Origin of the sequence: Pedobacter kyonggii (assembly GCF_004310665.1) — a bacterium.
Taxonomy (GTDB): Bacteria; Bacteroidota; Bacteroidia; order Sphingobacteriales; family Sphingobacteriaceae; genus Pedobacter; species Pedobacter kyonggii.
Window position 1 is genome coordinate 97,505 of sequence record NZ_SIXF01000006.1, and the last position, 23,518, is coordinate 121,022.

General features: G+C 42.0%; 13 protein-coding genes. 1 reads left to right on the forward strand and 12 read right to left on the reverse strand.

Annotated elements, in window-relative coordinates:
• Positions 1 to 6: 6 nt before the first annotated feature.
• Positions 7 to 372: a response regulator transcription factor gene (locus EYS08_RS08680; RefSeq protein ID WP_131029655.1), complete on the forward strand. Its 366-nt coding sequence runs from the start codon at positions 7 to 9 to the stop codon at positions 370 to 372.
• A 326-nt stretch (positions 373 to 698) separates the two neighbouring features.
• Here EYS08_RS08680 and EYS08_RS08685 read toward each other — a convergent pair whose 3' ends face one another.
• From EYS08_RS08685 to fucP, 12 genes are all read right to left on the reverse strand, one after another.
• Positions 699 to 2,612, reverse strand: a complete 1,914-nt coding sequence (locus EYS08_RS08685) for a glycoside hydrolase family 97 protein (RefSeq protein ID WP_131029656.1) — start codon at positions 2,610 to 2,612, stop codon at positions 699 to 701.
• A gap of 621 nt (positions 2,613 to 3,233) precedes the next feature.
• Positions 3,234 to 4,688: a glycosyl hydrolase family 28 protein gene (locus tag EYS08_RS08690; RefSeq protein ID WP_131029657.1), complete on the reverse strand. Its 1,455-nt coding sequence runs from the start codon at positions 4,686 to 4,688 to the stop codon at positions 3,234 to 3,236.
• Between the two features lie 106 nt (positions 4,689 to 4,794).
• The gene (locus EYS08_RS08695) at positions 4,795 to 5,817 is read right to left on the reverse strand and encodes a LacI family DNA-binding transcriptional regulator (protein ID WP_131029658.1); all 1,023 of its coding nucleotides are present in this window, start codon (positions 5,815 to 5,817) and stop codon (positions 4,795 to 4,797) included.
• Between the two features lie 157 nt (positions 5,818 to 5,974).
• Positions 5,975 to 7,177: an alginate lyase family protein gene (locus tag EYS08_RS08700; protein WP_131029659.1), complete on the reverse strand. Its 1,203-nt coding sequence runs from the start codon at positions 7,175 to 7,177 to the stop codon at positions 5,975 to 5,977.
• 10 nt (positions 7,178 to 7,187) lie between these two features.
• The gene (locus tag EYS08_RS08705; protein ID WP_131029660.1) at positions 7,188 to 8,960 is read right to left on the reverse strand and encodes a right-handed parallel beta-helix repeat-containing protein; all 1,773 of its coding nucleotides are present in this window, start codon (positions 8,958 to 8,960) and stop codon (positions 7,188 to 7,190) included.
• 559 nt (positions 8,961 to 9,519) lie between these two features.
• Entirely contained in the window at positions 9,520 to 10,650 is a 1,131-nt protein-coding gene (locus tag EYS08_RS08710) for an alginate lyase family protein (RefSeq protein WP_131029661.1), read from the reverse strand.
• A gap of 14 nt (positions 10,651 to 10,664) precedes the next feature.
• Positions 10,665 to 11,708 (reverse strand): family 43 glycosylhydrolase, encoded by a 1,044-nt coding sequence (locus EYS08_RS08715; RefSeq protein WP_208745825.1) that lies wholly within the window; start codon positions 11,706 to 11,708, stop codon positions 10,665 to 10,667.
• 7 nt (positions 11,709 to 11,715) lie between these two features.
• Positions 11,716 to 12,279 (reverse strand): RNA polymerase sigma factor, encoded by a 564-nt coding sequence (locus EYS08_RS08720; RefSeq protein ID WP_131029662.1) that lies wholly within the window; start codon positions 12,277 to 12,279, stop codon positions 11,716 to 11,718.
• A gap of 153 nt (positions 12,280 to 12,432) precedes the next feature.
• A complete protein-coding gene (locus EYS08_RS08725; protein WP_131029663.1) occupies positions 12,433 to 16,578 on the reverse strand; it encodes a hybrid sensor histidine kinase/response regulator transcription factor in 4,146 nt (1,381 codons plus the stop codon).
• Between the two features lie 224 nt (positions 16,579 to 16,802).
• Entirely contained in the window at positions 16,803 to 18,611 is a 1,809-nt protein-coding gene (locus EYS08_RS08730) for a RagB/SusD family nutrient uptake outer membrane protein (protein WP_131029664.1), read from the reverse strand.
• Positions 18,612 to 18,621: 10 nt separating this feature from the next.
• Positions 18,622 to 21,945, reverse strand: coding sequence for a SusC/RagA family TonB-linked outer membrane protein (locus EYS08_RS08735; RefSeq protein WP_165456409.1), 3,324 nt, complete (start codon positions 21,943 to 21,945; stop codon positions 18,622 to 18,624).
• A 315-nt stretch (positions 21,946 to 22,260) separates the two neighbouring features.
• Complete coding sequence (gene fucP / locus EYS08_RS08740) at positions 22,261 to 23,493, reverse strand: L-fucose:H+ symporter permease (protein ID WP_131029666.1); 1,233 nt, start codon at positions 23,491 to 23,493, stop codon at positions 22,261 to 22,263.
• Positions 23,494 to 23,518 lie beyond the last annotated feature (25 nt).

Here is a 23,518-nt window from a genome sequence, read left to right on the forward strand (position 1 = left end):
TTAAGTATGAAAGATAAAAAGATTTTGGTTTGTGACGATGATCAGGGCATATTGGAAATGCTTGAACTGTTGCTGGAAGAAGATGGCTACCAGGTGGTGCTTGAGCCAAACAGCGTGAATGCACTTAGAAGCATCGAGCGGGAATCTCCCGATATTGTTCTTCTGGATATCTGGATGCCCATGATCTCAGGAGATCAGATCCTGAGGTCGTTAAGAGATAACCCTAAGGTCTCTTCCACACCTGTATTGATGTACTCTGCAAGTACTGATGGCAAAAATATCGCTGAAAGCTGTGGAGCAGATAGTTATATTTCCAAGCCTTTTGATCTCGCTGTGATGTTGGAGGAAATTGAGAGACTGCTTCAGGAATGATTGCTTAATTATTGAAACATTGCTAGGCGCTCTGTTCTAAATCTCGTTCCATTGATTTTTTGTCCTCTTATGATCATAGTGATTAACATGGGCACTTCAGGCAGAATTCTTCTTCAACTTCGGCGTTAAACAAATGAGAATCCCATACCTGTTGCATAAAATACAAATATTGTACTTTTGTATCTATGGATATACTACAAAAAACCGTGTTTATTACAGCTCCAATGCATACGGTATGGGATAGCCTTACTGTTCCTGAATTTATTCAGGAATGGACAGATGACAGCCCTAACTTTGCGTTCCATATCAAAGATCCAGTTTGGGCATTACAAGCTGCTGACTACTCCTGCAAAGCCGCCTCTAGGCAGGCATTGGATTTGCAGTGTACCCGATTTTTTGATGCTTTTGGTTTCGCTGGTAATAGATTTCGTATCTGCTCCATCTTTAAATAACTGGAGAGCATAATCTGAATTGCCCAAAAATTTCAAATTTAGATCGAGTGTTTGCGGTGTATCTTTTCCGTTAAGTCCGGCTACATACCAGAGCTTTCCTTTTCTTCGTGCAATAACGATCATTTCACCAGGATAGCCCTGGATCAGTTTGGTTTCATCCCAGGTTGTAGGAAAGCCTTTTAGAAAATTCTGGGAGCCTTCTGATAGATTATAATATGCAGAGGGCCTATCTGCAAAATGCTGTAAACCAGACTCAAACACCACTGCCAATGCCAATTCGTGCGCAAAGGATGTTTTATGCGCATGCTGCGAATCTGAAAACGTTACCGGCGTATAGTCCATAGAACCGATTATATTACGGGTAAATGGAAGCGTGGTATTATGCGCAGCAGCCTTGTCCGTTAAGATTGAGTTATTATTATACCATTCTGCCCCGTAAACTGCTTCGGTAGTCATTAAGTTCGGGTAAGTACGGGCCCAGCCTCGGGGTACGGTAGCGCCATGAAAGTTAACCAGTAAATGGTATTTAGCGGCATCTTCAAGAATATCTATGTAATATTTCATCATATCCTGCTGGTCTCCTGCAAAAAAATCGACCTTGATACCTGAAACCCCAAGGCTTCTCAACCATGAAAATTCCCTTTCTCTTTTTTCTTTTGTCAACAGTCTGTCTACCGGAGTCGGGTCAAGCCAATCCGTACCGGAGTTGTACCATAAAAGCGTCTTGATGCCCTTGCTCTTTGCGTAGCCCAAGACATCTTCCAGCTTTCCTCCATTTGACATTACGTCCCATTCCCAGTCGATCAGTACGTATGGCCAGCGCATTTTTACGGCAAGGTCGATGTATTCAATCACTTTTTTATAGTCTTTTGATCCGTGATTATATGCCCAATATACCCAGGCTGCACTTCCAGGTTCGATCCATTTGGTGTCTTTAAAGGCGGTGGGCTCACTCACGTCGGTAATCAATGTACTCTGCACCAGATCGGCCAACTCCCCAACGATCATCACATGCCACTGCGATTTCCAGGGAAAACTGGAAATAGCTCCACCCCGCAGCTTCTTTTTGGCCGATGGGTAAGTTACCTTGTATACGTTTTTGTTTTCTTTATTGTTAAGCCGGGCTGCGCAATTTTCTTTGCTGATGCCTGCCTCAGAAATTAACACCCATAATGGCTGACTGTTAACTTTATATAATGCCGGATATCCCCAGTCGCTATTGTTTTTTTCGTTGGTACCAGTGGTAGAAAAAGGAAAAAAATCCTCATAGGCTTGGTTATATGGTTGCATCCATCTTTCGCTGCCTGCAGAAACTACATAGGCTGTAGTTTCATCTATAATAGATAAACTGGAGTCCTTGCTATTGGGAAAGCTATACCTGAACGCAACCCCGTCGTTATAAACTTTAAAAGTGATATCCAAGGGCTGATCGGACGGATTCTTATAATTGAATGTTTTTTCAGTACCAAAATTCTCGCAGCGCTTTCGCTTTCCAGTCAGCATTTCATATTTGTCATGAACAGCAACGGCCTTACCTTCTCCAATAAGCCTGAGATTCGATACGAACTGCTGATCTTCCCTTGAAATGCCCAGCGGTGAACTGGGCAGCACTTCAATATAGGCACTTCCTTTTTTATAAAGTACTTTAAAATGTACCTGGCCAAAACCTCCCTGACCAGCTTGTTGCATTTCCACAACTACTTTAATTTTTTTATTGGGCGATAAAATTTGTTGGGCATACCCAACTGAACTGAAAATAAGGCTCAGTGCTAAAAAAAGACTTTTCATTTGTTTTTTATTTTTATAAAAGTGTTGCTAAAGTTGAAATGTTTATCAGTTAGCTCTATTTCGCTCCCCCATTGCTCAGAAAGGAGACTCCGAATTCCATATTGATTTTTTTCCATTCCTGGTTTGGTATTGCCTCATCATTTATGTTAAACTAAATGAAAGTTCATTAGCTTACCTATGACAAAAAATTCAGCGTTTTATAACATGCTGCTCTTTTATGTCCGGTTTATACTGGTTATATTTTATACCGTTACCCACATTACTGAATCAAGGAAGATGCAATTGTTCCAATCTCTAGGTCATCTGTCGGTATCATAACAAAGTTATATAAAGCCGCTTTCTAAGCGTTATACTAAATAGACTTTATTTTGTACAAAACCGACATAACATAAGCTGAAAACTGAATCCATTGCAATGAAAAACATGCTCCGCTTGCGTAATACCACACTTAAATCGATTTAGGGAATCAGCTGATTTTGTTCAGAGCCGTTTTTTATCTCAAAATGCTAAGTAAATCCAGGGCGACAGGTCAGATTCATAAGTTTATTGAAAGATGTCCATAATAAAATGTTCATGTAAATACATATTAAGATATTGCCGAAAGGTGATTACCCGTACCAACTACTTTCCTGTCCTACGAAAAACCACGCCCTCAACATGATCGCCGACAAACATATCGGCCATATCGGAAGTCTTAAACCAGGCCGGTTTGTCTGGCATATCGTCAGAAACCAATACCCCGTTTATCCTCAGGTCTTCAAATACAATGTTGCTAACCTTTCTCAGTTCGTCATAGCCTAAAATGATTGATGGTTTTGCCCTTGTACCATTGTAGCTTAAATTTTTAAATAAAACATGCTCAATACCCCGGCCGGGAGAAGTGCAATACTTTGCATTGAAGAACACCCTGATATTCACTAACTGGCCTTCTCTGAAATCCTCAACCCTGATATTTTCGAAACGGACATTGCGGATAAGATTGCTGTCACCAGCGTTGAGGCTCATACAGCCCTGGTAATCCACCTGTTGCTCTTTATGGTCAAGGATGTCGATATTGATATAGCTCAGGTCTTCCAGCACTTCGGGTCTGGGTGTATTTCCATGGGTTCCGACCAGAATGGGATGGGCAACATCGGCCCAAAGGGTAGAATTACGCATGACAACATTTTTACAACCTCCTATAAATCCCAAACGGGTACCGTACACGGTAGTGCAGTCGTCAGAATTACGGTTGAAAACACCATCGATGAGCACATTGTTGCTTGAAATGACATTCATACCGTCGCCCCATTTGTAGTAACTCATGCATTTAAAGTTGCGTATGGTTACATTCTCCGACCCTCCTGTAAAACACTGTGTACCAAATAGTCCTCCTATTTCAACATTTTTGGAATTCGCAATCCTTATGGCTCCTTTAATGGAATGATCGATCATTCCCCTTCCGAGAACCTTAACATTTTCAACTTTATCGATCAGAATCCGCCCCTTAAGTACAGCGCCACCGGCAACATACACTGTTTTACCAGATAACACCCTTAAATTCCCTCCGGGGATTTCATGTAAACCTGGTCCAAAAAAAACAACGTTTTTATCGGTACTGTCTGGAATGAAAGCCTCTACAGCATTTGCAAAGAGGTGAAGATTGTGAAAAAGATCACCGTTCACCTCAACTGAAAGATTTGCTGGTTTTTCCAGTTTAAAGGTAATTGTCCTGCCCGATACTGTATGCGGAATATTATAGGAAAGCGGACGTATCCGCGAGGTACTGATTGCGCCTTTATTGAATCTTACAGAAACCTCTACTTCTCCTGAAAAGTCAAAATAGGCCATAGATGCTTTTTCTACTGAATGGTCCAATCCCTTTACACGATCAACCATTACGGTATATTCAGGGAGATCCTGCCATGGTTGACCTGGCTGCCGTACCTTAACGGTAAAATCGGTATTCTGCTGAACGGATGGAGGTGCAGGGTATGCTTTTAAAATCTGCTTGGTTTGTGCAGTTAAAGATTGTGTACCCGATAGGATTAAACCTATAGCAATTAAACATGCTTTAATATTAAATAAACTCCTCATAAAATGGTTGTATGATGAAATCAGGGCTTAAATAGTACCTGGTCATGATAAGACACGCCACGCTGCTTTCTATACCCATTGTTTACCAGATGATTTTCATCACATTTTATAACGGCCTGACAGTTGAATCCCTGATAATGAAATTAGCCGGAACAATCACTTTTTGGACGGCCCTCTCTTCAAAAGGTTTGTTGAGTAAACTGAGCAGTACCCTGATCGATTGCCGTGCGAGTTCAGATATAGGCTGAGCAACCGCTGTTATGGTAGGTTCATAAAAATCAAAAACCTGATGGTCATCAAATGCGATAATGCCCATAGTGCCTGGTATCTTATATCCAAGCTGATTGATGGCTTTCACGCCACTAAAAGCCAGGTAATTGGTAGCGAAATAAACAGCGTCGACTCTTTTGTTCTGCCTGAGAAACCTAACAAATTGCTTAACCGTTTGGGCAGGATCATTTCCATAGGGTACTTTTTCTACAATAACTTCCAGCCCGTACTCAGCCATTGCTTTAACATAACCCTGCTTCCTATCTTCCATCTGGCTCTGGTCGCTATCCAGTGTAATAAATGCAATATGGGCAAAAGCATGCTCAGCGAGGTATTTCGAAGCATTATAGCTGGCTTTGAAATTATCAAGGATCACATAGCTTGATTCGATATCCGGATAATACCTATCGAACAATACAACCGGAGACCCCTCATCCATAAGAGACTGTATTTCTTTTTCCATCCCGGGCGGAGGGGTTATGATATAACCATCTACATTGCGGTCTCTGAAAAGCTGGATAAGTTCCCTGGTCTTATCCGGATCATTATCGGTACTACAGTAGAAAATTTTATATCCATTCTGATAGGCAATTTCCTCAATATGATAGGCCATCTGGGCAAAAAAATAATCCGAAATCTTTTCTACCATCAGGCCAATGATCATTGTTTTACCGGTACTCAGGCTCTGGGCAAGGCGGCTTGGTTTATACCCATTTACATCAATGTACTGCAGTACTTTTTCGGTTAAAGCCAGGCTGATGCGTTTCTCCTTGGCCTTGCCATTGATAATGAAGGAAATCGTTGACTTTGAAATATTCAGGGCAGTAGCTATATCCCCAATAGAGATCTTTTTTATCATTACTGGAATTGGGTTGATTGACCGATCAGTTGGTTATTGAAAATATCCTTTGCACGGGAACAGACCATTGCCATTCGGAAGCAAAAATGTTTTGGCACAGTAATAAAAAAGCAAAGCAGATAAAAATTATTCTGTTCATACAAATTAACTTAGATTATTAAGGCTGCGGCAGGGAAAAGAAAAGTGTTCCGAAACCTGCATTATCGGCATTGAATCCTGCACCTTCCGGTCTAAGTTTATCTGCTGCCTGTTTAGTATAACGGTACTGATCTGCTGGTATGCCCTTTATTCGAAAAGCATAATGGTTGTATACCTGTTCAAAGATCGAACGCAGCTTTCCTCTTCCATTAGTCGATATTTTATCGGCAGGAAATCTGCCACTAATATCGGTATAAGGCTGAAAGGGTACATCTTCACCAAGATTATAACGGGCTGTATACTCAAAGCCTTTGAGCAACCTGTTCTGTGCAAAACTGTACATATCCATCCCCTGGTTCCATCCAATCTCGCACATTTCTGCCAAGTGGCCGATCCCAAGCATACTGTGTGGCTGATCACGTCCACTCTCCTGCCCCTGACCCTCTTCATTTACGATATAATGCAAAAGGCTACCGTTTCCAGGCCCCTTGTAGTAAAAATCAACCGCGCGATCGAACATTTCATGGTCATCATTAAAAACGGCAATAGCCATCATGCCTTTCATACAGGCAAGATCCCAGTTGCCGTGGGCCCAAAGCGCAAAATATTGAATCGGAGGATAAAACACATCCCTGAACATCATTTTGCATTTTTCGATGTCTTCCTGTTTCCATTTTGGATAGGTAGCACGCATGATCTCTGCAGCACTGACCATCTTAAAAACATTCAGTCCAGCTCCTAACTCCACATCTGTTCCATCAAACACCTTGAAGGTTTCTGCCCAGGCATTGATAATTTTTATAGCAGTTTTGGCATGAGCTTCATCGCCTGTAACAGACCACATCACTGCATTTTGATAAGCAGCACAAACATCTTTCTCCAGGTTTCCAATATTTTTGCCAGCACCAATTAACAAGCTGCGCTCTACATGCTGAACCGCATGAGGTTCCCGGGAAGCACTTGACCATGGATGCGATCTGAATTTCTCAAATGCACTCTTCCATGGTTCTCTGCCCAAGGCAACCATATCTTTCATCCGCTGGAGATCATTAGCTGAATGCAACAGGCCAGGATGGGTAAAAGGCTTGGGATGGTAGGCGACCGGTTTTTCCAGTTTTAGCACCTGCCCATAAGCGCTCATCATATAGAAAAAGAATATGATTAAGGTTAACATCCATTTATTGTAGCGGATTAACCTGGTATAAACATTTAAACTATGCATGCTTAATATTTTAAAATAATTTTATTCTTGGTTTAAGGCCCTTACCCTGATAAAAAGGTCCGGGAGTTCTTTCTAATGTCCCGCTCACCGCATTGAGGAAATCCCTGTCAATCATTATCTTTTTTCCATCGGGATATTCTATGTATTGCTTGCTCAGCGCAAAAAAACCTAAAAACTCAGCTGTTAGCACCGGAATTTTTATTGGCTTTAGGGCTTCTTTTTTCCAAAATAATTCTACCCCTTTCTGGTTGTGTTCCAGGCGAAAAGAAAAGCTATTTTCGGCTTTTGAGCTATTCAGATCGGCCCAGCTTAGCGGAAGGGCCCCATCTGCATAAAGATTAAAATCTGCCTCACCTCCTGCTGGCTTTGCTATTCCTGCCCCTTTGCCTATAAAAAGATTGCCATACAAACGGTGGTCAATATCCAGTGCGGGGATTGTCTGTTTGATCACCAGGCTATGCGGCAAAAAATTTGAGGTTGATACCGATTTCCCAGGTTGCCGACCATTGTAGAAGCTACAGTTATAGAACAGGTTCTGAACAAAAACATTTGCCTCTGATGCCTCCATCTTTACCCCTGCCATATCTTTATCTGCAGTATCTGCCATTGCAAGTATATTGTTGTCAAATAAAACAGGTCCATGGTTTTTAAACAGGTAGAACAATCCGGCACCACTATCTGAAATAATATTCCTTGACAAACGGGCACCCTGAAAAATTGGTCCTAAAAACACACCATAACCATTTTTTCCATAAACCCTACGGATCAGGTTATGCGTAATGGTGGCATCAACCGCCATGGCCAGCCGGATACCTGCCGATTCATTGCCCGTATAACCGCCATCCTGGTTAATGTTCTCTATCAGATTATCTTCGATGGTGCTTGAAGTACCACCAATCAACCCAAAAACACCTGCTTGACCACAGTTGAAAATATGGTTTTCTTTGATCTTGTGATGCCCAACCGAAGCCAGATCTGTATAATCGTTAAATTCTGGCCTTCCTGGATTAGCATCTGCATAAACATGCCCAGGTATGCCTATAGAAATGCCTACAGCGTGGCATTCACTGATGGAACAGCCTATTATATTCCAATACTTTCCATTTTTAGTATCTATTGCGCCGGGCTGTTCTGCATAAATAGAGGCATAATCGTTAAAAATCTGACTGATAGCAATCCCCTCAATGGTAAGATAATCTACACCAGACCTGGCACTGATCCCGACATTTCTGACCAAAATTTCCGTTAGCCCAACATTGGGGTCCGATGTACCGAAATTTGCCAATATTATCGTTTTTCCATTTTCCATGGTCTTAGTCCACCGCAGCGCATTACTGCACTCCTGAAGGGTGGATACATTGACCATTTTTTTATCATTGAAGAAGAGCATCATCCCGGTTTGGAAAGAATCCAGCATACATTTCCAAAGTTTGTTCTTATCCTTTACCCAGCCTGTCTTCCGGTCAGAACCTTTGATCATAACTTTTGCCTGGTTTAAGGCCTGCAGCGTAATCCTTTTGTGCTCCGAACTTCCACCACGTTCAAACACTACCGATTCACGATAAACTCCTGCCGAAACAAGTATCCTATCTCCAGGCATTGCCCTTGAAACAGCATAACTAATTGTTCTTAAAGGTTTTGTTACCGAGCCATCTGCCCTATCGCTCCCAGATACGGAAACATAAATACTTTTTGGAGAAACTGGAGCCGGAACGTGGCCAAAAGCTTTGTCCACAAATTGCATCAGTAAGGGAAAAATCAGAAATATGATAACTTTATTCATCAATGGTTATAGGGTTTCTTTTATGTTAATGAAAAATCCGACAGGATAAAAGATTTTCGGATTTCATGAATAATGACACCAGGTTGCCGCTGTGATACTCTAAATATCCAAAAATTGTTTGTTGGAGAATATCCTGGTTATGTGAATTGCTTATATCTGGCTACCCAAACTTAATTAAACAAAACCAGTTTAGCAAAATGAACGTCTTTTTCACGTTTATTATCAGATACTAATCCAGATGCCAGTATAGGCTTTGAGGAATCGTCATTGCGAGAAGGCTTTTTCAGCCGACGAAGCAATCTTAATGCGCAGGTTGTTAGCGATCGTTGTAAGATTGCTTCGTGCCTCGCAATGACGATCTTTCTATAGAGATCTGCCAATGATAGCCTAGTCGAAGAGCATTTATTTGCGCTTGATCAATCTAAAGAAGTCTTCGACTACGCTCTCCACAGGAGTCCTTTGGACAGACTGACGACCGCCGCGCTTAACTTAATGACATTGACTGCCCTAAGGGAATCGAAAAAAAGAATCAGATAAAATGATGATTGATAGTGTAAAACTATTTGCTGCCAAGGTAAAGTAAGCCTCCAAAACCCGGTTGATCACGATCATAACCTTCTGCGCCCATTTTTGATATTACCTGCTGGGTAAAAGGCATTAAAAGCCCCTTTCTCCGTACATAATGGTTGTAAACCATTTGGTAGATGGGGATAAACCTACCCCTTCCCGTAACAGATATCTGTTCCCAATCACTATATTTTCCGGTAATATCCTTCCATTTTTTAAACGGAACCTCGTTGCCGAGGTTATAGCTGGCAGTATATTCAAATCCTTTTAACAGCCGGCTATCAAGCGCACCATAAAGATCATCCCCTTGTTTCCATGCAATCTCGCAGATAGTGGCCATTGCCCCGATCCCTAATTGGGAATGCCCCTGGTCTCTACCGCTTTCCTGGATCTGTCCGGTTTCCCCATCTATATAATTGGCTATGGATCCGTTATCATTAGCATGGAGATAAAAATGTACAGCTTTATTATACATTTTCTGATCATCAAAATAGATTGCGGCCGAGAGGTAGAATTTTGTCACTATGGGTCCCCAATTTCCATTTGTATAAGCAGGGCTTGCATAAAACCGCTCACAGACTGGCAAAAAAATCCCTATTACCATTTGGGCTATCCGCTCAAGCTTTCCGGGGTCTGCCCTTTTAAAATCGTGTTTCAGAATTTCCAGGGAATTGATAATCTTGGTTCCTTCCAATCCGACCAATAATGGCGCATCGTTGGTAGGTGGAATGCGCTGAAGGGAATCTGCATAACCCAGCAATATTGCAATGGCCTTTTCGGCATGTTTTTGATCGCGTGTAGCTATCCACATAAGACTGTTAAGATAAGCCGCGCTGAAATCTGCTTCCATCCGGCTCTTGGTATTCCCGAACTCCCCATCCCTGGATATTACCCTGAACGGCCCTTTCTTCTTATAGTCTGCGCTGGCCAGTGGATTATCCCTTAATAGCTCAAAAGATGCGTAACCGACCGAACTTTTATCCTGGGCGGTCTGATGTATTCTTTGTAGATCTGAGCTTGAAAAGAGGATACCAGGATGTATGAATTTCTGCTGTGCTGATGAAATGGAACTTAAAAAAAACAGAAAATAAACTATTAAATAAAGACACTGTATTTTTTTCATTGTTTGGGATTAAATTATTTTATGAACGCTGTTTCTCCTGTTTTCACATTGATACGCCATGGTTTAGGTTCGGGAAGCCTGAGTTTGCCATCGCCGATCTCCAGGGGCATCCAAAGGTATCGGGAATCCCATTGGGTGCGGGGTTTCCATTTGTCGGCCACAAAGATTACAGCAGTTGATTTTGTGCCTACAACCTTAAGCATAAAGGTAGACTGTGATCCATAGGTATTGGTTTCAGGTGGAGCAATATCTTCGAATTCGGACCATGGTCCTGCCAGGGATTTAGCAGTTGCGTACTTATTGGGATTTGGGTTCCAACTGGTCAGTGCCGAACCAATCGCATAATAAAGTCCATTATATTTTACCACCGCTCCGCCTTCCAGGGGTGCTTTAATGATACAGATATCTTTTTCAACATCCAGGTAATCCTCAGAAAGTTTCGCAATATGAAAGCCTTTAACCGGCCTGTCTTCAAAAATAAGATAAGCAGATCCGTCGTCATCTATAAACTGGCCTATATCACGGCTTTCCTGGCCTAAGGGGCGGAAAGTACGAATAAAGTTGAAAGGTCCTGTTGGAGAATCACCAATTGCCACACCTACCCGCGCATAGCTATAATTACCTTTCTGGCCCTTTACCTGCCCATCGATATGCATATACATGATGTATTTTCTGGTTTTGATGTTATGGTAAACCTTTGGGCGTTCCAATACCCATTTTTTTCCAAGGCTGTCAGGATCGGTCATTTTAAATACATCTCCCCTAAATTTCCAGTTCATCAGATCTTTTGATGAATAGCAGCTCACGTACCTATAATTAGAATCCAGTCCCTGACGGCGCTCTTCTCCATACCAATAATAGGTATCTTTCACTTTTGTAATCCCTCCCCCATGTGCCTGGATATGGTTTCCCTTATCATCTGGCCAAAGTTCTCTGGGAAGGATTGATTTTCGCTGTTGTGCCATACCTGTTGCCGTGTATAACAATGCAAACAGGAAAATGGCAAATCTGAACAGACATTTGCCTTTATGGTTCATTCTCATTTTATATAGTTTCATTTTTTTACTAAGCTGCATAAACGGATGAAAGGTCTGAGACCTGCCGAAGCGTTTGTACCGCACGATAAACATGGTTTATTACTGACTGATAACGGATCTTAAGAATATCGGCAATCTGTGGATAGCTAAGCTCATCATAAAAACGCATGGTGAGTATTTCCCGCTGTTTGGCAGGAAGCGAATTGAGTGCCGTTACCATCTGTTGCTTCATCAACGAATCTGATTCATTAGATACCATGATCTCCTCTGCCGAAAAGACTAAGCTTGGAGCGGGCATTAAGGTCAGCTTAGTTTCGCGGTGTTTGGTGAGACGGATGTGGTTAAGTACGATCGACCTGGCAGATCTATAAAAGTAGGCCTCCACATTCCTGATCGTTCCGATTTTTTCTCTGTTCTCCCAGAACTTAATAAAAAGGTCTTGTAAAAGATCATTTACCAGGTCATCATCATCTAACATCCTGGTGGTAAAAACGAAAAGTTTTGGATAAAGTTTTGCATGCAATTGTGCATAATCGCGCTCATTTCCCCTTAGTGTTCCTTCCCATAGTGCAATCAATTTCTCAGTCATCATAACATATCAATATTTGGTTGATACGAAGATGGTACGAGCTAAAAAAAATGATGGGTATAAATTCGTAAAATAGGAGTGTATTTTCGCCAAACCGCTTTAGCAATACCTAAAAAGCCATTTTACCCTTAAAATCGGCAGTATGATGAAACATATCTATTTCATTTTATACCTTTTATTGAAAGTCTTCCTGTGTTTTCTGATAAATTCTGAGGGGGTTGCTCCAAAAAGTTTTGAGAACTGTTTGCCGAAATATTTGGCATCATTAAATCCCGAACGGAAAGCTACCTCGGTTACATTATGGTCTGAGTTGATCATCAGCTCTGCAGCCTTCCTCAAACGGATGAAGCGGATGAAGGAATTCACCGATTGTCCTGAAATGCTTTTCACACGTTTATACAAATTGGAGTGGCTCATTCCTATCTCATCGGCAAGCGCCTTTATGCCAAAGTCGGAATCGGTAAGGTGATTTTCAACAACCAGGATACAGGTATCCAAAAATTTCTTGTACTCTTCAGATACCACCACAGCATTACTTTTAAGGGTAATTTCGTTATAGAAATAGTTTTGGAGATTATTCCTGTTACGCAGTAGATTGGCTACCCTGGCAATGAGGTATTCGCGTTCGAAGGGTTTGTTAATATAGTCATCAGCACCACCATGTACACTTTTCAGCTTCACTTCCTGAGATGAACTTGCCGTTAATAGAATGACGGGGATATAGGAAAGCGTAGGATTGGATTTGATCATCTGACAGAATTCTATCCCATCTATCCCTTGCATTTTGAAATCTGTAATGATGAGGTCTGGAAGTTTTTCCGCAGCGAGCTGAAGTCCCTGTTCGCCATTTTCTGCCTGGTAAACAGTATAAATGCCAGAGAAAAGACTGGAAATATACTGGCGGATATCCCTTTCGTCATCAACAACCAGAATAGACTGTCTATCGCTAACCAGGTTTACATCCAGACTGATATTATTTTGCGCTGCAGATTCAGGAAGTGCAGCAGCATACATTTCATTAAAAAGCGCTTCTGAGCCTTCCTGTTCTTCTTCAATGATCTGCCCAACAAGATGTTCTTTTCCTTTTAGGAGACAGATATTGAATACACATCCACCTTCGGCCCTATTTTTATAAGAAATATGGCCAGAATGTGCTTCCATAAACTGTCTTGCCAGATAGAGCCCGATCCCAAAGCCAGCTTTATGGTTCCCGTCTTTTCTTTCTGCCTGATAAAAACGGTCAAAAATCTTTTCCCCTGCGGTATCAGGAATGCCGGGACCAGAATCCTGGACGGTGATCAAAAGACTTTGATCCTCTTCGGTTAAGCTTACCACTATTTCTCCTCCTTTTGGCGTATATTTCAGGGCATTGGAAATCAGGTTAAACAGCACAATTTCGATCTTTATCCTATCGGCATAAGCTTCCTTATCAACAGCAGTGCTTTCAAACCTATAATCGATCTCCTTGGCTGAGGCCTGTTGAACAAAGCAATAAAAAACTTCTCTGGATAGCTTTTCAAGATCAAGTTTAGCCGCTTTAATGTGCTCAAAACCTTCTTCTGCTTTTCTAAAGAGCAACAGCTGATCTACCAGCGACAGCATCCTTTTGGCATTTCGCTGGATCATGCTGAGCTCCGCATTTTCCTTGCCTTCAACGCTACTGTTTTTGATCAGATCATTAATTGGATTAATAATCAGGGAAAGTGGAGAACGGAACTCATGAGATATATTGGTAAAGAACGACATGCGCTTCTCGGCAAGTGCTTTTTCCTGCTCATTGATGAGCCTCTCTTTGTCATGCGCCAAACGTTCCATATTATGCAGGGCTACCTGCGTATCATATTCAGCTTTTTTCCTTTGGGATTCAAGGTTTACAATCTGAACTTCATATTTTAAACGGGTCTGTGCCGACCGATATCTAAGATATACATAGATAACTGAAGAGACAATGGCGATATATCCCAGGTAGGCCCACCAAGTTCTGTACCATGGCGGAAGAATTCTGATCTTCAGGGTAATTTCATTGCGTCCCCACATCCCCTCCGTATTTGTACTCTTTACCCGAAATATATAACTTCCTTCAGAAATATGCGTATAGGTTGCTTTTCTGTCCTTTCCCGAATTTGTCCACCCCCTGTCCCAGCCATCCATAAAATATTTATAGAAAATCTTCTCTGGGGATGAAAATTCGAGTGCAGTAAACGAAAAGGTAAATACAGCCTGATCATAAGGCACCTCTATTTCCCTGATGGCAATCTTATCTTCATCCACAATCAGTTTCAGGTTTTCTTCCAGCGGCGTATTATTAATGGTTATTCCGGTAAGAAACAGGCTCGGCATCTGGCTGTGTGGAATAATTTCCCGTGGATCGAAAAGACTAAACCCTTTTATGCCCCCGAAAACGATTTCCCCCGTACCAAGTTTGATTCCCGCATTGATCTGGAACTGGTTGCTCTGCAGGCCGTCACTCTGATAAAAACTTCTGAAGGTACGTTGATCAAAGTTATAGCACGATACTCCGAAATAGGTACTCATCCAGAGATTTCCCTGGTTATCAGGGATCAGGCTCAGTACTGAATTATTACAAAGGCCGTTGGCAGTGGTTAACCTCGATACCACCTTTCTTTTAAAAGGATCAAAAATGATGAGTCCACCACCTTCAGTCCCTATCCAGAGCAGTCCTTTTTTATCTTCAAATATCACCCGAACGGTGTAGCCAAGATTATAAAACCTGTGTTTTTTTCCTTTTTTATCAACCTGGATCAACTGATCAAGATTGCCTGCCCAAATTTGGCCATCCCCGGCCTGCATCATTGTAAACAGATCACCCAGTTTCTGATCGAAAAGTTCAAACTTATCCAAACCGCGGTTAAAGCGATAAAGCCCTCCAAGAAGGCTTCCCCGCCTAAGGGTTCCCGCCCAGATATCATGGTCCTGATCCTCAAATACCGTAAAAGCGACCTTGCTTTCAACCCCAGTCTGCGGATCTACGATTTTATACCTGGTAAATTTCCTTGTCTTTGGATCGAAACGGTTGGCACCTTCCGTAAAGGTTCCGATCCAGATATCCCCATGACTGTCGGAAACCATTGATGAAATAAAATTACTGGATATCGTGTTAGGGTCTGCAGCATGCTTATAATTGGTGAATTGGTTTAACTTCCTATCCCAGATGCTAAGCCCGGTACCATCGGTGCCGATATAAAGTTTTCCATCTTTTGGAGCTAAAAACGCTGATATTGAGTTTCCGGGAATAGAATTTCCCTGTGGATTGTGCGCCCAGGTCTGGAATATTTTTTTTACCGGATCAAGAATGGTTACTCCGCCTGAATAGGTTCCGATCCATTTTCTATCGTTTTTATCGATAAATATGGAGTAGATCTGTTCACCAGTCAGACCGTTATTGATTTCATTACCCAACAGCTGCACGCCTCCACTTGCCGGATCATAACGGAACACGCCATCTCCATTTGTTCCCAGATAAAGAATATTATGGCTGTCAGGGGCGATAGCAAGAATTGACTTCCCTTCGATTCCACTGCCGGTAATGGCCGTATTTTTCCTTCTGACTGGGTCATAGTGATACAGACCGTTATAGGTGCCAATATACACCTGTCCGCCACTTACCCCCAAAGAGAGCGCAAGAACAACATCAGCGCTAGCCAGTACCAGTGCCCGCACTTTTGGTTCAAAATAATAAAGTCCGAGATTTTGTACAAACACCCACTCTTTTCCCTTATCATCCAGCCTGACGGATTGCACACCATAGGAAAAAGTGCGCCTACCATTTATCAAAAGGGGAATCTGCTCGCCTACAGTCTTCCCTTTGCCGAACCTCAACAGCCCAATTCCTTCGGTCGCGACGAGCATGGTATTGTTTATACCAGGTACAAGATCTCTGATTACTTTTGTAATCGGCAAATCTGTCCCTTTTATAGGGTCATGCCATGAGCCTTCGGTAAAGATGCCTTTTTTATCATTATAGATGCTTAAGCCTTGCCTGGTCCCGATCCATATGTTATTATCTGTATCACTGTTAATTGCATGTATAATATTATGAATAAGGGAAGTTTTATTACCGATTTCATTCCTGAACACCTTGAAACCATATCCATCATAACGGTTGAGGCCATCCCTGCTACCAAACCAGAAAAATCCTTTTCTGTCCTGATAAACACAGCGGATATAATTATTGGACAGCCCATCTTCTATTTCCAGATGGCGTACACTGAGCGAATCTCGCTGTGAGGCGACACACAGACCGGCATATAGGAAAAGAAAGATCAGCAATATTCTTCGCACAGTTTTGCAATTGTTGGTTACTAAAATAATGAAACATTATTACAATAGGGACATATTTGAGCTTAATTCATACGCTGTCGCCAAAAACTAAATGGCTAGCTATAGCCAGGTTGAATAAGCTATTGGTATATTGATAAAATCCAGCCTTTTCTCAAAAATTTTAAAGCATAAAAACCCAGCCACCATTCGGCAACTGGGTAGATAAAGAACTAAAATCTAAAAAATTACCATCCTGGATTCTGGATCAGGGCTGGATTTAAGGTTAACTGCTGTGTAGGAATGGGATATAAATAATTCCGTTCGGAAAAAGTACGGGCTGTATTGTCTAAAATCAAATTTCCATTGGCGTCTTTAGCGTTTGTTGGCACAGTTGCTAACTGGTTTGGCCCTAACTGAGCCTGCGTTCCGGTAAATCTAATGGAAACTGGCCATGGACTAACAAATCCAGCAGCATTTCCATAAGCTGATCCACCAACATTGGTTACCAGATCGGTTCCTGCACTATGCCATCTCTTGATATCATCAAACCTGAAGTTCTCGTAATAAAGCTCGGTAAAACGTTCTCTTCTGATTTCGGTGCGAAAATCAAGCCCATTCGTAGCCACAAACGCGTTCGAAAGTTTAGGCATTGTCTTGTTGGCGCGCAGGCGTACAAGATTTAGAGATTTATCCAGATCGGCATCCCCAATGGTCCCGTTTCTTTCGTATACTGCTTCGGCATAGTTCAATAAAACCTCAGCATACCTGATTACAGGATAATCTTCAGATTCTTTCGTATCTGGCACATTGCGTTCAGAAACCCATTTTTGGTTTACATAGCCGCCTATCTGAACAACCTTACCTGTAGAATTGGCATTATCGGCAGCATCGTTCAACCAGGTAATCCTAAAGTTGGCGTTACCATACCAATAATAACCGTTTAATACCCTTATGGTATACTTTAACCTATTATCTCTGTTGACAAACTGCGAACCATAAGTTTGAAACCCTTGGAAAAGAGGAGATTTTTCGATAGGTAATCCATCCTGGCAAAGAAAAGCATTTACAAATTTCTGTTGGGGGCCAATCTGCGTTCCCTGCCTGCTGATGTTCGTATTAATCGTTTTTATCACATCATCGTATCGATAAGAAAGGATATATTCATGGTTTGCCGACTTATTTACTCCAGCCGGATTGGATTTTGGATTTTCGAGGATAAACAGGTATTTCTGTGCTGAATCTCCCAGAACGGTACTATTTCCGCCTAATGCATTAGATGCTGCTGTGCCGAACAATGCAAACTGGTTACTTAAAATTACCGCATTGGAGGCAGCTGCCGATTTATCAAGGAGGTTGTTAAACCTGGTGGCATCACCATTCCTAAATTTAAGCCAGGTTCCTTCATAAAGTGCAACACGGCCTAAAAAAGCCTGTGCAGCAGTCTTGCTTACCCGTCCGAAATCGGTCGAGGTTGAAGTAATTGATACCGGAAGATCAGGGATGGCTGCCTCCAGATCAGCAATAATTTGATCTGCTATTGCTTCTCTAGCCGCCCTTGCACCATAAAGTTCTGGCGATTCCAGATCCAAAGTTTTTGTAATAAGCGGAACGCCGCCATACAGCTGTAGCAAGTCGAAATAGGCGTATGCCCTAAAAAATTTTGCCTCCGCAACATATTGCGCTATACTCGCTTTATCTGCAAAAGCTGCCGCTTTTTCAAGCAAAAAATTGCAGGCCCTGATCCGGGTATAATTGCTATTCCAATTTCCATCCGTAACAGGAACGGTGTTAGTACCTGAGCCAAAGGCACCACCGCCACCAAATACATCGGCCCTGCCATCATAATGCGGGTTATCGGCAAAGGAATTATTAAAGTTTCTCAGATAGCCATAATATTGGTTGGCAAAAGTTTTAAAATCATTTGCATTCTTAAAATATGCAACCTCTGAAAGTTGATCCAGAGGAAGGAGATCCAATGATTTTTTACATCCCGATGCAGCCATCAGGAAAATCATCGCCAGGGAGAATACTGTTTTATATGTTATATTTTTCATGACCTTTTTATTAAAAAGTAAGGTTGGCACCAAAAGTTAGATAACGGTAAAAAGGGTAACGCTCATTGCCTGCGGTAGTCCTCGTAACTTCCGGATCCCAACCGTCCTTGATTCCGCTAACTTCCCACAAATCACTTCCAGAAGCATAAAGTCTAAGGCCGCTAAAAAGATGTGATTTGGCCATTAGCACTTTTGGAAGGGTATAACCCACTACAACATTTTTCAGGCGTAGGTAAGCTCCATTCTCAACCGACCAGGTAGATGCCTGATAATTGTAGGCATTAAGTGTCGTATTGGCATGAAGATTCGGGTAATAAGCACCAGTATTTTCAGTCGACCAGGTATTTCCTATCCAGGCAGTAACCTGAGCCTGGCTAAGTGACTGATAGGGTATCCGCCAGTTATTCGCGCTTCCATTTGACCTGAAAATAGTGCGTTTTCCGACTCCCTGAAAGATGGTTGTCAGATCAAAACCTTTCCATTGCATACTCAGGTTTAAACCGAATGTATACCGTGGGATATCACTTCCCAAGTAAACAAAGTCACCCATATTAGATGTAGATGTACCATTTGTCAGTTTTCCATCACCGTTTACATCTGCAAACGAATTGTCTCCAGGCCGAAGGCCTGATAACTGTCCAGGAAGGTTGGTCAATGGGCTCGCAATCGGAATACCTATCCCGTTTACAATCCCTCCAGGAGCATAAAATTTATTATAGGCATCAACCTCGGCCTGTGTTTGAAGGCGCCCTGCATATTGGAGGCCAAAATAAGATCCAAGTGAATAGCCTTCCACTGCACTATTGTATCCAGCATTTATTAGCGGTGCTCCGTTCAGATAAATAATCTTGTTCTGGCTATCGGTAATGTTGGCAGAAACAGAATAATTTACGCTTCCGATCTTATCCCTCCAGGTCACGATCCCCTCCCATCCCCATGTTTTTAGCTCGCCGTTGTTTGACTGCGGTGCACCGATTCCAAGCGTTCCGGGATAGGTTATGCTAATAAGCATATTCTTGTTGCGTTTTTCGAAAAGTTCGAAAGTCCCTGTCAATTTTCCTTTTAAAAGTCCAAAATCAAGACCAAGATTTTTGTTAACAACAGTCTCCCATGTCCTGTTCAGGGAAACCAGGTTTCCTGTGGTGGTAGTTGCTGTTGCGATGTTCGGCCCCAATAGAACACCACTGCTTCCTACATTCAATGATTGAAGGTAGTCATATAACCCGATACCTCCCTGGTTACCCGCAGTGCCATATGATGCCCTGATTTTAAGATCAGAAAACACATCCAATTTCTTAATAAAAGCCTCCTCTGAGAGCCTATAACCCACTTGGGCACTGTAAAAAGTTTTCCAGCGTTTATCATCGATAAATTTAGACGAACCATCGTACCTTACACTGCCTTCGAAAAGATATTTACCATCATAATCATAAGTACCTTTGGCAAAGTACGAACCAATGGCATAATGGTTTCTAGCTTCATCGTTGGTGACAAAACCCGCAGTTCCGTTACTGAGACCAAGGTTCAACGAAGGGATATCGTCACTACCCAGGTTATAGGTGCGGGTATTGAACATGTTGTATTCGTCCCTTTCATATGATCCGCCCGCAAGGACAGTTACATTATGGTGTTTCGCAAATGTATTTTCATAGGTTACCCTACCAATGAGGTTATAATATTTATCGTTAACCGTCTGCCTGAAATAATTGGCATTTCCGGTAACATTACCAGCTGTACCTCTACTGGGTGTTGTTGAGATCAGGTAACGGTCATCATAGGAATAGAACTGTACTGCTTTTGCCTGCACCTTGTTATCCTGATACCACATGTTATATCCTGCAGTACCCGAAAAGGTAAGGTGTTTTACAGGTTTATAATTTATTGTCGAGTTTAATAAAATCCTGGTATTATTTTCCAGGTTATCGCCGCCATCCCTTAATGATCCTGGTGGACTGATTACACCACCCCACTGGTAAGGTCTGCCAGATTGCGTAAATGCAGGGATTCCCGGCTGAAAACCATTTCCTAGTGCGCTGTATGGACCTGTAGTATATAATGTTGGCTGTTGAATATTATTTTGTTCAAGCGAGACATTGGTTTCCAACTGAACTTTTTCACTGAATCTGAAGCCATTGTTTAACCTAAGGTTATAACGTTGGTTTCCATTATTTCCAAACTGGAGCTGACTGCCGTCGTTAAGATAGCCCAGCGATGCCCGAAAGGTATTTTTTTCATTCCCTCCTGCCAGGCTCAGGTTATGCTGTGTAGAAGTGGCTGCGCCCCAAAGGATTTCCGACATTCTGGTATCGGTAAAATTAAGCTCTTTTACATCACCAAAAGTAGGTACGGGCAGTCCGTTATAAAAAAGTCCGGGAGTGATAGCCGATCCATTATAACCGGGAATCTGTGAAGCTAAAATCACATTGCCGTTGTTCGCAATTGCAAAATTAGCCATTTGGTACCATAGATCTGTTGCTGGTATTACGCCATAATTATCGTTGATTTTGGCCTCAATTAAACCTTTTGCCCACTGCTCCATATTTGCCATTTCAGGCTGAAGACCAATCAGTTTACGCGAAATTGTCGGGCTATATTGTACCACGAACTGTCCGCTCTTGCCTTTTTTGGTCGTAATCAGTACTACACCATAAGCCGCCCTTGCTCCATAAATAGCTGCTGCCGCATCCTTTAAAATTGATACATTATCAATATCATCTGGATTAATTGAATTTAATGCATTGTTATTGTTCAATGCTACCCCATCAAGAATGATCAATGGATCCTGGTTATTAATAGAGGTTGCTCCCCTGATCTGAAAATTCCAGTTTTCCCTTCCTGGCTGTGCAGAGGTTCTGGTTACCACAACCCCTGGAACCTGTCCTTGGATGTTGGCAATCGGGTTATTGGTAGGCCCACGATCCTGAAATGTTTTTGAATTGATGGTAGAAATCGCACCGGTAACCGTTGCTTTTTTCTGGGTACCGTATGCTACTACTACAACATCATCAAGTTCAGTACTAGAAGATAATTTGACTAACATCAGCCTGCCTGTTTCCGCTTTCAATACTACATTTTTATAACCAATGCTAGTAATCTGTATCGAGGCGCCCATAGGGACATTAAGGGTGAAACTTCCATTCACGTCAGCCGAAACGCCTATATTAGAACTGACCACTTTAACTGTAGCGCCCGGAATCGGGTCGCCTGTTGCCGCATCCACAACTTTCCCCGTCACTACCTGCGTTTGTGCAAAAGCAGTGGTGCAACAAAAAAACAGCAGTAGAAATAAGCGCACTGCACTTACCTGCCATAATTTTTTGTAAAAAACATCCATAATTCTTGTATTTAATATTTGGTATTTACCCTCTGCCAAAAGCATATAAAAATTTGGATGGCAGGATTATCTTAAAGACACAGGGAAATGATCTGTATACTCTGTTTTTTAGTTTTTTTCCTAATCGGAAAATTAACAAAGATCTCGCCTTGTCAAGAATATTTTTTTTCTTAAAGCCATATGATTAAAAAGTCATAAAAATCAAAAATTGCATTAAACTTCAAATAGACCAGATAAATATGCTGATGAGGTTGTATGATAAATATTGATTTGTCATCCCCAGCCTGTAGAAAGCAAAAGCATGCTGAAAATCATCTATCTGATTACCTTAAAAAATCTGGCTGCAAAAAGAAAGATCACTATATAACAGATGATGGGCAGATAATATGCATGGGCGACATCCACATTGGCTATCTTACCCATAAAATAAGGCATTACAGCTCCGCCAACTACACCCATTGAAATAAATGAGGAAGCCTGCTGGGTATGTGAACCGAGATTTTTCAGACCCAGGCTAAAGATGGTAGGAAACATAATACTAAAGAAAAAATTGATGCTCAGCAGGGCGCAATATGATGTCCAGCCCCAGCTTTGGGCTACAATAACACAGGCAACGATGCTGCAAATGGCGAATGCTGCGAGGATCTTATTTGGAGCTATAAATTTCATCAGGTAAGTGCCAACGAATCTTCCAAGCGCCATCATTACCATAAACAAAACCATAAAGTTTCCTGCCTTCTCATCAGAAAAGCCCATCTTCTCATGCCCGTAGTTTATAAAATAACTCCAGGTGCCCGCTTGTGCCGCTACATTAAAAAATTGAGCAGCTACTGCCCAGACAAAGTGCCTGTGCTGAAAAAGCCTTTTTCCCGGCACGATGTCAATGTTCTGCGCAGCTATTGGCGCATCGGAATTACTATGAGGATCAATTAGGTCTGGAATGCGGATAAAGAAAAAAGCCACCGCCACGATCAGGATAAATCCACCAAGCCCTGCATAAAGCAATTTTACTGAATCTAGCGAGTTTTCATGGCCACCGGAAGTTGCCCTGAGTAAAAAGAATGTTCCTATTGCCGGACCGATTATCGCCCCTATCGCATTAAAAGACTGCGAAAAGTTTACTCTTCTATCGCTGGTACGCTGATCGCCAAGGGAAGCAGCAAAAGGGTGTGCAACAGTTTCGAGCGTTGCCATTCCGCAGCCGAGAATAAAAAGTGCTACCCTGAAAAACCCAAAACTTTCTGCATTTGCAGCAGGAACAAAGAAAAAAGTCCCGGTAGCAAACAGTCCAAGCCCCAGTATTACGCCTGCCTTGTAGCCAAATCTTTTCAGAAAAATTCCGGCAGGAATGCTCATGATAAAATAGGCACCAAAAACGGAAAACTGGATCAGGCCAGACTGTGCTTTTGATACGTTAAGCACATTCTGAAAATGTTTATTAAGCACATCACTCATGGAGTGTGCTACTCCCCATAACATAAACAGGGAAGTAACCAGGATAAAGGTAATAAGGAATCTTTTTTCGGTAAAAGCAGGTTTATTGTTCATTTTTATGTTGTTGTAATCCTTTACA